An 11,142-nucleotide genomic window follows, 5' to 3' on the forward strand; every position below is an offset into this window, starting at 1 on the left:
CGGTTGTCAGCGCCAAAACCACCATCGCCCCGCATGAGCGAGGCGATGACGATCAAGCAAGGAAATGGTCGACCAGAAAACTTCAACCACCCACACCGGCGCGCAACACCACGCAGTCCATGCCTTGGCGCGCCAGTTGCTGGCAAGAACGACGTGCCTGACTCTCCCCCAGGTCGATCAGGCGGGCCCGGTACATCTGACGCTCACCGCCGGCCGGCACGACAGATACCCTAGTGTGCCTGAACTCACCCGACAGTGCCGTGGCTGCCTGATGGGCGCGGGCCTGGGCCCCATCACGGTTGCTGAAGGCACCGACCTGAACCATCCAGCCGGCGGTACCCGCTCCCTGATCCATATCGGTCAACAGCAGGCGAATAGGATCTTCCTGAGCGTCGCCTTGGGCAATGACCTCCGCTCTAGCAGGTGCTGATGTCTCCGATGCCTGGGCCGCGGCCACTGTCATGCTTGCCGTGGCTGTCTTTTGCGTCGAGGCCAAGGTCATCGACTCGGCAGTACCGAAGATGTCTGTCTTGGCTATCCAATCACCGCGGGTCAGCAAGGATGCCCTGACAAAGCCGCGGTCGAGAAGATCTGCCATATGGGCATCACGCGATTGAGCGGTAAAGCCTCCCATAACGACCGAGACGATGCGACGCCCATCCTTGATTGCCGAGGTCGCCACGTTGAAGCCTGACGCACGAATATAACCGGTCTTCAAGCCATCGGCACCGGCATAGCTGTTCAACAACCGGTTGTGTCCCTTGTAGGTCTTGCCCAGATAGACAAATTGGGTGCTTGAGAAAAAACCGTAGTATTTCGGAAAGTCATGCATCAGTCGCATGGATAGCGTGGCCATATCACGTGCCGTGGTCACCTGTGCATCATCAGGCAATCCCGAGGCATTGCGAAAGGCGGTCGAGTTCATGCCAAGCGCACGGGCCTTGGCAGTCATGCGTGTGGCAAATGCCGTCTCGGAGCCGGCAAGCCCCTCGGCAACCACCGCAGCGACATCATTCGCCGACTTGACGATCAAGGCCAGGATCGCTTCCTCGACGGCGATCGTCTGCCCGGGACGCACCCACAGCTTGGAGGGCGGCTGCGCAGCGGCATGTGCCGATACCGGCAGACGTGACTCCATCGTCAGACGCCCTTCCTCGATGGCCTCGAACAGCAGATACAGCGTCATCATCTTGGTCAACGACGCTGGATAACGTGCCGCATCGGCATGGTCGGACGACAGCACCTCGCCACTCTGGGCATCGATGACGATGGAGGCATAGCGAGGATTGGCCTGGGCTTGTGTAGCAAAAAGCGATAGACCTGCAACACACATGCAGAAGAGAAACACCACGTGGATACGCGACGTGGCGATAGATTGAGTAGGCGCCATGATCGTTCCCTGCGAATGTCTATTGTATTGGTGATGGAGCAAATTGACCCGGATAAGCCTATCCCAGACCTCCCCCGGTCAAAGGGCCGTTTAAGGCCTCTTTTAGGGTCATTATCGGTAGGCAAGGCACCTACTGTACAGGGTTATCGTCATCAACGCTCTGTTCCACGGCACCCCGCTGCTGCAACCAGCGTGCAACGACCCAGCACAGCGAAGCCCATGCCGCGCCGGCGGTCCATCCGGCAAGCACATCGGTCGGCCAGTGAACGCCCAGATAGACACGACTGATCCCCACCAGCACCGTGATCAAGATGGCCACCAACAGGAGATAGGCCTTCAGCCGCCTCTTGGGCTGCATACGGATCAAGAGCGCCGCCAGGGTCAGGTAGGTGACGGCCGCCATCATCGAGTGCCCACTGGGAAAGCTGGCGGTATAGACGATCGAACCGTGCGAGACCAGGTCGGGTCGTGGACGATCGAAGCCCATCTTCAACAGGGTACTTATCAGCCATCCTCCGCTGATCGACACCAGCATGAACAGTGCAGCATGGTAGTAACGCGAGATCAGCAGGTACCCCAGGGTAAACGTGGAAATGATGACCAGGACGGCCACGCCACCAAGCGCGGTGAAATCACGCCCCATTTCCTCGACCCACCCAGGACCAATGGGATCCGACAGGTCGGCGGCGGCACGAAACGCCAGCAGTAGCTTCTCATCCAGATTCTGCGTCTCGCCCTCCATGACGGTATCGGCCAGTTCGACGAATCCCCATACCCCGCCGGAAATGATCAGAACACAAAGCAATACCGGCAATTCATGCCGGCCCAGCCATGTCAAGAAGTCAAATGGCTTTTGTATGAATTTTCGCTGCCTTTCCCTAGCGTTACCCATGCATGATTTTCCTTACTGCCTGATGCAAGACCGATTAGATAAGAGTTACTGAAGCATAACGTGTTACGAGACTCACTGCTTTAGCGCCTCGACCATGACCGCTAAAACTTTAATAGAGTTTTTCTATGCCCAAGCCGGCCCGAAATAATTATACAAAACTTTATAATGATTTTAAATTGTACAAGTTTTGATTATTCGCCTGGCAATCCGATACATAACGACTAAACGCAAGGGACACACAATGCACTGGAAACCTGCACAGCGAATCAGCTTGAGAGCGCGCCTCATGAGTGGCTTCCTGATCATCATTGCCTTGATGATCCTGTTGACAGCTATCGGCATCGTCAAGGTCAACGACATTGATGACAGCCTGACAATCATCAATGATGTGAACAGCGTCAAGCAGCGCCATGCCATTGATTTTCGTGGCAGCGTTCATGACCGGGCCATAGCCCTGCGCGATGTGACCCTGGTTCGGGATGACACTAAGCTTGAGGCGCTTTTGGCTGACATCGACCGGCTTGCCGCCAATTACCGCTCGGCTGCTACAGACATGCAGACCATTTTTCGGGATCGTGAGGACATTACCGACCAGGAGCGTCGTGCCCTGGAAGAAATCGAGAGCATCGAAAGTCGTACCCTTCCCCTGATCGAAGAAGTGAGTGCGCGTCGTCAGGCTGGAGATTTCGAGGCCGCCCAAGGGGTGCTGCTGACCGAAGCCGCCCCTGCCTTCACGGAGTGGCTTAATGACATCAACGCTTTTATCGATCTTCAAGAGCGCATGAACGAGGCTGAAACAGCCACGGCACGCAACGTGGCAGGTAGCTTCGAAATATTCATGATTACGCTGTGCGGCACTGCAGTCATCATTGGTCTCGCCGTTGCCACTCTACTGACCCGCTGGCTACGCCGCGAGTTGGGTGCCGAGCCGCACGAGGTCAAGGCATTCGCCGAAGCGATCGGCAGCGGCAAACTGACACAACGCGCCAGGCTGCGCAATGGCGATGGCCACAGCATCATGGCAAGCCTTTCTGCTATGGCCCGGCAATTGCAAACGACCGTGTGGCAAGTACGCACCTCAGCGGAGACCGTTGCAGGAAACAGCGAGCAGATTGCCGAAGGCAATAACGAGCTGGCGTCTCGGACGGAACAGCAAGCCAGTGCCCTTACCGAAACAGCATCTTCCATGGAAGAGCTAGGCAGTACCGTCACGCAGAATGCCGACAACGCTCGTCAGGCCAATACAGAAGCGGCCAACGCCTCGCATATTGCCGTCAAGGGTGGTGAGGCCGTCAATCAGGTCGTCGACACCATGCAGGAGCTAAACAAACGATCAGCAGAGATCGCCGAGATCATCTCGATGATCGACGGGATCGCCTTCCAGACCAATATCCTGGCGCTCAATGCGTCCGTGGAGGCGGCACGTGCCGGCGAACATGGTCGAGGCTTTGCGGTGGTGGCAAGCGAGGTACGTCAGTTGGCTCAACGCAGTGCTGATGCCGCTAGCCAGATCAATACATTGATTACCGGCAACCTGAAGCGTGTCGAACAAGGGACACTTTTGGCTACCGACGCGGGTAGAACCATGGAGGAAGTCGTTGCAGCAATTCAGCGCGTTACCGACATCATGGCCGAAATCAGCACCGCAAGCGTGGAACAGAGCGAAGGAGTACAGCAAATCGGTGTCGCCGTGCTGCAGATGGATCAGGTAACCCAGCGTAACGCAGCCCTCGTCGAGGAAAATGCAACCGCTGCCAACAATCTGCGACTTGGCGCTCAGCAATTATTGAAGGTCATGGGCGCTTTCCAGCTTGACCTGACTGAGCCCACCGGCCACGGGCCTAACATTCAAGCAGATCAGCCAGGCTCGACCAGGGGTCACGCCACCCGCACTTCCACACCCCTTCTCGAATGGCGGACTGCCTGACCCTAGGCTGCCAGCATGGCATAGCGCGCAGCAGCGGTTGCTAGTGCGCTATGCCGCTTCTTGTTATTCCGCGCACACCATTACATTTATCAGGACAGCGCTTGCATGACTATGCTCTGCTAGGTTGTTAAATGCCTAAGCGAAACTTCGCGCAGGAGGTCTCATGGATGATGACGCCTTGCTCGACTGCTTGATTGTCGGTGCCGGCCCGGCCGGTTTGACGGCGGGTATCAATTTGAGCCGTTTCTACCGGACGATCCGTATCGTCGATGCGGGAAGCAGCCGCGCTTCGCTCATCCCCTGTACGCACAATTATCCCAGCTACCCGGAAGGCATCGGTGGCAACGAACTGCTCGATCAGTTGCGAAGACAGCTCCACGTCAATGGCGGCAGTGTGGAATCAGGAACGATACAACGACTGAAGCGCACCGAGGATGGCCTGTTTCTCGCACATACCGGGAATGAGGTCATCCGGGCGCGGACCGTATTGCTCGCCACGGGCGTGGTTGATATCGACCCCGAACTGGAAGGTTTTCAAGGGGTCAAGGCGCAGGGGCTGATTCGCTATTGCCCCATTTGCGACGGTTTCGAGTTCAGCAACGAATGCATCGGCATTCTGGCCCGCGACGAACATGGTGTGCATGAGTCCGTATTCATCAAGCGCTTCAGTGCCAACCTGACGATGATCGACATTGCCAATGGCGACTTTCTCGATCAGCGAGCGACGGATCAGCTGGCACGAGAAAATATTACGCTGACGCAGGGCCTCGTCCAGCGTCTCTCGACCGACGACCAGCATCGCATTCATGTGAAAATGGTCGACGGGCGCGAGTATACCTTCGACGTGTTGTATTGCGCACTCGGCACTCGGGTGCGCAGCGATCTCAGCCGCGCTCTTGGTGCTCGTCGTAATGCGGATGATTACCTGATCATCGACGAGCACATGCAAACCGGTATCGAAGGGCTTTATGCTGCTGGCGACATGACCAACCGGCTGAGCCAGATCACGGTCGCCACCGGGCAGGCCGCCATCGCCGCCACGGCGATCCATAACCGCCTTCAGCACCGATAGGCCCCAAGATACCGGACATGGACAAGGGCACACGCCATGGCGTGTGCCCTTGTGTCGTCGAGCCGGCAAATTGCCCGGCAGACTGGCCTTTCACACGTTGGGCAATCAGAAGAACCCGAGCGGATTGGTGTCGTAGCTCACCAGCAGGTTCTTGGTCTGCTGATAATGCTCCAGCGCCATCTTGTGGGTTTCACGACCGACGCCGGACTTCTTGTAGCCGCCGAAGGCAGCATGTGCCGGATACTGGTGGTAGCAGTTGGTCCACACGCGACCCGCCTGGATACCCCGTCCCATACGGAAGGCCAGATTGATGTCGCGGGTCCATACGCCAGCGCCCAGGCCGAATTCGGTGTCGTTGGCAATCGCCAGAGCTTCCGCCTCGTCCTTGAAGGTCGTCACGGCAACCACCGGCCCGAAGATCTCTTCCTGGAAAACGCGCATCTGGTTGTTGCCCTTGAGCAACGTCGGCTGGATATAGAACCCCTTGTCGTAGGCGGGATCGAAGCTCTCCTTGCCCCCCCCGGTGAGGAACTCGGCGCCTTCTTCGCGCGCCACGTCCATGTAGGACATGATCTTGTCGAACTGCTCCTGGGATGCCTGGGCGCCGACCTGTACGTCGGTATCCAGCGGGTTGCCGCGCTTGATCAGCTTGGTACGCTCAAGAACTCGCGACATGAAGGCGTCGTACATGCTCTCCTGAATCAGCGCCCGTGACGGGCAGGTGCAGACTTCACCCTGATTGAAGAAGGCCAGCACCATGCCTTCGGCGGCCTTGTCGATGAATTCCGGCTCGGCATCGAGAATGTCGGCGAAGTAGATGTTGGGTGACTTGCCACCCAGTTCGACAGTCGAGGGAATGATGTTTTCGGCCGCGCACTTGAGGATGTGCGATCCGACCGGCGTGGAGCCGGTAAAGGCGATCTTGGCGATACGCTTGCTGGTGGCCAGTGCCTGTCCGGCCTCGGCGCCATAGCCGTTGACGATGTTGAGTACGCCAGGTGGCAGCAGGTCGCCGATCAGCTCGACCACCTTGAGGATCGACGCGGGGGTCTGTTCGGCGGGCTTGAGTACGACGCAGTTGCCTGCAGCCAGTGCCGGGCCTAGCTTCCAGCATGCCATCAGAATCGGAAAGTTCCAGGGAATGATCTGGCCAACCACACCGAGCGGTTCATGGAAATGGTAGGCCACGGTATTGGCATCGATATCGGCAGCGGTCCCTTCCTGGGCACGGATACAACCGGCGAAATAACGAAAATGATCGACGGCCAGCGGAATGTCGGCATTGAGTGTTTCGCGTACCGCCTTGCCGTTGTCCCAGGTCTCGGCAACAGCGAGCATTTCCAGGTTCTGTTCGATGCGGTCGGCGATCTTGAGCAGGATATTGCTGCGCTCCTGTGCCGAGGTACGTCCCCAGGCCGGGGCGGCCTTGTGCGCGGCATCCAGGGCCAGATCGATATCCTCTGCGGTGGAACGGGGAATCTCGCAGATCACCTCGCCGTTGACCGGGCTGATGTTCTCGAAGTACTGGCCCTTGACCGGCGCGACGAATTCGCCGCCGATATAATTGCCGTAGCGTTTCTCGAAACTGACGACGGCGTCGGCACTGCCGGGGTTGGCATAGATCATGGCATGCTCCTATTGCGGATGTTGTCGTTATGAGTGACTCTGATTCAGTCTTGGCCACGCAGCCGGCGTGAGACATACTTCCGAGGCAGGAGACCGCCTCCTCCGTTGGTAGGAGGCCAAAGGAGCGCAGCCCCATGCACACCCTGCTGATCGCCGACGATCATCCAATGTTCCGCGAAGCAATGGTCGATGCCATCGCCGACGCCCTGCCCGACAGTACCATCCTGCAGACCGACACCCTGGCCGGAGCGCTGCGAAACGCTACGGCGAACGATGACCTCGACCTGCTGCTGCTCGACCTGGGCCTGCCCGACAGCGCCGGCCTTGATGGTCTGGCACGGCTGCGCAATCAGTTACCGTGGCTGCCGATTGCCATCATTTCTGCCGACCAGGCCCGCGAGACGGTGCTGGAGGCGCTCAACCTCGGCGCTGTCGGCTACATTCCCAAATCCACGCCGCGCCGGGAACTACTGGCCGCCCTGCAACAGGTGCTGGAAGGGCGGGTCTACCTGCCGGCCGATCTGTTGCGCCGCCCAGCCCCTGCCGTTACTCACGAACGACCGGAGCCGCTCGACACGGCGTCCTTGACCGCCAAGCAGCGGGAAGTCCTGACGCGTATGGTGCAAGGCAAGTCCAACAAGCTGATCGCCCGCGAACTGGCCATTGCCGAAACCACGGTCAAGACCCATGTCTCGGCCATCCTGCGCAAGCTCGGCGTCAGCAGTCGGGTCCAGGCGATTCTGGTGGCCCGCGAACAGCATCTGGCTCCCAAGCCGGACACAACGGCTCGGCTCACGTCCTCTCGAGCAGGTTGAGTAGCTGCATCTTCAGGCGCAGCGGCTTGACCGGCTTGAGTAGCCAGGCAAATCCCAGCATGCGCGCCCGGCGTTTGAGCGTGGCATCGTGATTGGCCGTGATGATCAATATCGGCAGCGCCGGCCAGCGTTCGTGCAGCCGGCTCGCTACCGCCAGGCCATCGGGCACGCCTTCTTCCAGGTGATAGTCGACGATCAGCACATCCGGCCGCGAGTCGGCGTCCCGCGCCAAAATGTCAGGCCTGGCTGCCGTGATTACCCGACAGCCCCACCCCCCCAGCAATGCCTGCATGCCTTGACGTATGGCCAGGTCGTCGTCGATCACCCAGACCGTACGCCCAGCCAGCGGTTCGCTGCCGGGAATGGTCTCGGCCTTTTCCTGGGCATGTTGCCCGGCGGGTAGATGACCGTAAGGCACCAGCACCGAGAACATCGAGCCTTTGCCGGGGCGAGATGCCAGGTGCACAGGGTAGCCAAGCATCGAGGTGATACGGTCGACGATGGCCAGGCCAAGCCCCAGGCCGCGATCGTTATCGTACCTGCGGCGGTCGGCGCGACGAAACTCCAGAAAGATCGCCTGACGCTGATCATCGGGAATCCCCGGTCCGGTATCACCAACACAGATTTCCAGGCCTTCCTCGCGGCGACGGCAACCCAGCAGGACATGGCCTCGCTCGGTGTAACGGATAGCATTGGTGAGGAAGTTGCGTACGACCCGTGCCAGCAGTTGCAGGTCGGAGTCGATGACCGCTCCGCTGCGCACATAGCGAAGTGTCAGCCCCTGCGAGGCAGCAATCTGGTGATATTCCTGGGCCAGCGTGTCGAGCAGGCTGGCAGCACTGAACGGCGCCACATCGGCCTTCAGCACGCCGGCATCCAGGCGAGAGATGTCCACCAGCGTGCCCAGCAAGGTCTCGACATCTTTGAGCGAACGGCCGATATGCTCGACCAGGCGCCGCGAATCATCGGGAACCTCATGCTCGCCCAAGGCACTGGTAAACAGGCGAGCAGCATTCAGTGGCTGCAACAGATCATGACTGACGGCGGCAAGAAACTTGGTCTTGGACAGGTTGGCCGCCTCGGCCTCCTGCTTGGCCTCTATCAGTCGCTGTTCCGCGGCGGCTCGGCTACGAATCTCCTCGCGCAACTGGGCATTGACCTGACCCAGTTCGTCGAGGGTGCGGTGCAGCGTCTCGGTACGCTCACGCACCTGCTCGGCAAGCAGCACGGCATGCTCGAAGGCGGCATAGGGAGCGCCTTCGGCCACGCCACTCGACTCGACCCGCTCGATCAGCGCCGCGCATACCTTGCGCAGGCGCTGGTTCTCGTCGAGAAGCGTTTGCTCACGCGTCGTGGCCGGCTCGTCCTGCAGCGTCGGGTCGGGCATGTCCAATAGCGACCCCGGTGAAGGTCTGGTTGATGTGCATGCCATGATGCTGCTCCCCATAGGTGTTGAAGCCGATCGTGCGCCAGCGGCGCAGCAGTTCGGAGGCTGCAGGCGCTTCGCCGAGGGTTTCGATGGCCAGGCGACGCAGGAAACAATCGCAGCCGATGATCAGCGACGGCGCCCCCAGCCGGGCTTCGAGCCCGCCCAGTACCTGCTCGAGATCGGCAAGGATCGGCGCCGGGTACATGGCGGTCAGCACGATGCCGTTCTCTACCGCGCAATAGAAGGTCAGGCTACCATCGGGGTTGATGCGCTGGATCGAGCGCACGTAGTAGCTGTCGCCGATACGCACCGCCAACGGGTGACGGGCGAAGTCGGCTTCTCCCAGCCCCGCCACCTCACGTCCGATCAGGCGGGCATATTCCTCGGCGGCCGGCGCGGCATTGAGTTCAAAGACGGTACGCTGGCGCCGGTCCGCCGACGTTACGACCAGCTTCTCGTCACGCGGACGCAAGTGGTGCGTACTGAAGACCTCGAAGGGTAACGCCGTGGTGATCATCACCACGACCGCTGCCTGGCTGTAGAAGTGTCCTTGATGATAGACGTAGGTATGCGCGAGGCGGTTATCGTCGCCAGCCGAGCCGCCGAAACTCGGTATGCTGCCAAGGGCAGCATCCAGGGTCGCCAGCACCTGCTCCTCGCTGCTCGACAGCCCATCGAGCAAGGTCAGCGCAAAGCTATGATCGGAGACGGGCAACGACGACCACCGCCGACACTCGCCGAGCAGCGTATCCACCAGCGCTTGGGCACGTAGCAGATCGAACGAATCCAGGTCGTCGACCAGGGCCGGGACCACGGTGAAGTCGCGTCGATCGAAACCAATGGCAACCACGCAACCGCGCCCGTACCCGCTCGGTGCAATTTCACCCGCTGTAGTACAGCCACTCACCGGAACTCCCGGAAAGGCCTCATCCAATGCCACTCCCAGCGTCTCCAGCGAATATTCGGCGCTGCAGAAGAACAGCACGGCTCCCAGGTGGGCGTGGCGTAGCTCGGCAGCCAGCTCTTGGGCAGCCAGTCGCGGGTTGCGGAACAGGGAACAGGCAGTACGTACCGGACTTGCCGCACCGGACCGCGAACGTGGCATGGTGACGTCTGGAGGGGTATCGAGCATGGCGGCGATCGTGTGGTTGTCGTTTTCTGGCAGTGTATGCCTGGGTCGAGCCCACCACAATGATGCCGCCTTTCAGGTCACGCCGAGGCGTTATGCCCTGCGCTGGTGCATGGTTCGGCGAGGGCGATCCGCCGGAGCATTCAGCCAGGATGACAACAGCCGCGTCGACAGGGGAATGAACAGGAATACCATGACCGGCGTCAGCATCAGCGTGCTGGCCAGCACGCGGGGCACCAGGGACAAGCCGGCCAGTGCGTCGCCAAGCAGCCACTGAAAGCCCAGCGATACCGGGAAGAAGGCCAGCCAGATCGCGATGGCCTGCTTCCAGCGCGGCGGCGTGCGTCCGGGGCCATCGTGGAACCAGCTTCCCAGGCCGATGGCCCGGTGCTCATGCGGCGCCTCGAACAGTCCATGGCCACGCTCCAGCCAGGCCCGGCGCGACGCGGAGTGCTCCCAGGCGGCAAGTGCCGCTTCATCGGCGAAACGAAAGACAATCTGGTACTCGTCATCACCGGGGGGTGGCGCCAGCACGCCGGAGCCAAGGTAACCGCCGAAGTCGGCCGCCAGTTCACGGCCTTCGTCGAGCCAGGTCATGAAATCGCGGTAACGCCCGCGAGCGACGCGGCGCGCCACCATCAGGGTGACGGGTTGGATAGACATCGTGTATCTCCTTGTTCGTTTCGACTACCCGGGTAGGGCCTGCCGAAAGGACACGGGCCCGGGTAAGGGCCCTGCCGTGAAGGATGCAAAAACTACTCCAACTCCGCCGGCAATGCCAGCCTGCGCCACGCCCGGTCCGACGAACCGACAAAGAAAAACGCCACCGGCAAGGCCGGTGGCGTTGAAGGTGCAGGCCAGA

9 protein-coding genes are annotated in these 11,142 nt (G+C 60.2%); 3 read left to right on the forward strand and 6 right to left on the reverse strand.

Features of this window, described 5'->3' with window-relative positions; all coding sequences use genetic code 11:
- Positions 1-82: 82 nt before the first annotated feature.
- Positions 83-1,390 carry a D-alanyl-D-alanine carboxypeptidase gene (locus BM194_RS00870; protein WP_092842751.1) on the reverse strand — a complete coding sequence of 436 codons (1,308 nt, stop codon included), beginning with the start codon at positions 1,388-1,390 and terminating at the stop codon, positions 83-85.
- Positions 1,391-1,520: 130 nt separating this feature from the next.
- On the reverse strand, positions 1,521-2,195 hold the full coding sequence (locus BM194_RS00875; protein ID WP_244890833.1) for a phosphatase PAP2 family protein: 675 nt from the start codon (positions 2,193-2,195) through the stop codon (positions 1,521-1,523).
- Positions 2,196-2,469: 274 nt separating this feature from the next.
- On the opposite strand from BM194_RS00875, the gene BM194_RS00880 reads away from it, so the two are divergent.
- Together BM194_RS00880 and BM194_RS00885 are read left to right on the forward strand one after the other, a co-directional pair.
- Positions 2,470-4,209 (forward strand): methyl-accepting chemotaxis protein, encoded by a 1,740-nt coding sequence (locus tag BM194_RS00880; RefSeq protein ID WP_340148061.1) that lies wholly within the window; start codon positions 2,470-2,472, stop codon positions 4,207-4,209.
- 163 nt (positions 4,210-4,372) lie between these two features.
- Positions 4,373-5,281: an NAD(P)/FAD-dependent oxidoreductase gene (locus BM194_RS00885; protein WP_092842754.1), complete on the forward strand. Its 909-nt coding sequence runs from the start codon at positions 4,373-4,375 to the stop codon at positions 5,279-5,281.
- Positions 5,282-5,386: 105 nt separating this feature from the next.
- Here the strand turns inward: BM194_RS00885 and exaC are convergent, their stop codons facing one another.
- On the reverse strand, positions 5,387-6,907 hold the full coding sequence (gene exaC, locus BM194_RS00890) for an acetaldehyde dehydrogenase ExaC (protein ID WP_092842755.1): 1,521 nt from the start codon (positions 6,905-6,907) through the stop codon (positions 5,387-5,389).
- Positions 6,908-7,041: 134 nt separating this feature from the next.
- Here exaC and BM194_RS00895 point away from each other — a divergent pair, with 134 nt between their 5' ends.
- Positions 7,042-7,722 carry a LuxR C-terminal-related transcriptional regulator gene (locus tag BM194_RS00895; protein ID WP_092842756.1) on the forward strand — a complete coding sequence of 227 codons (681 nt, stop codon included), beginning with the start codon at positions 7,042-7,044 and terminating at the stop codon, positions 7,720-7,722.
- Here BM194_RS00895 and BM194_RS00900 read toward each other — a convergent pair.
- The 3 genes from BM194_RS00900 to BM194_RS00910 form a co-directional block, all read right to left on the reverse strand.
- A complete protein-coding gene (locus tag BM194_RS00900; protein WP_092842757.1) occupies positions 7,700-9,154 on the reverse strand; it encodes an ATP-binding response regulator in 1,455 nt (484 codons plus the stop codon). The genes BM194_RS00895 and BM194_RS00900 overlap by 23 nt on opposite strands.
- A complete protein-coding gene (gene nosP, locus BM194_RS00905; RefSeq protein ID WP_244890834.1) occupies positions 9,066-10,283 on the reverse strand; it encodes a nitric oxide-sensing protein NosP in 1,218 nt (405 codons plus the stop codon). Before nosP ends, BM194_RS00900 begins: the two co-directional genes overlap by 89 nt.
- A gap of 90 nt (positions 10,284-10,373) precedes the next feature.
- The gene (locus BM194_RS00910) at positions 10,374-10,943 is read right to left on the reverse strand and encodes an antibiotic biosynthesis monooxygenase (RefSeq protein ID WP_177223301.1); all 570 of its coding nucleotides are present in this window, start codon (positions 10,941-10,943) and stop codon (positions 10,374-10,376) included.
- Positions 10,944-11,142 lie beyond the last annotated feature (199 nt).

Source organism: Modicisalibacter xianhensis, assembly GCF_900113605.1.
In the GTDB taxonomy this organism is placed as follows: Bacteria; Pseudomonadota; Gammaproteobacteria; order Pseudomonadales; family Halomonadaceae; genus Modicisalibacter; species Modicisalibacter xianhensis.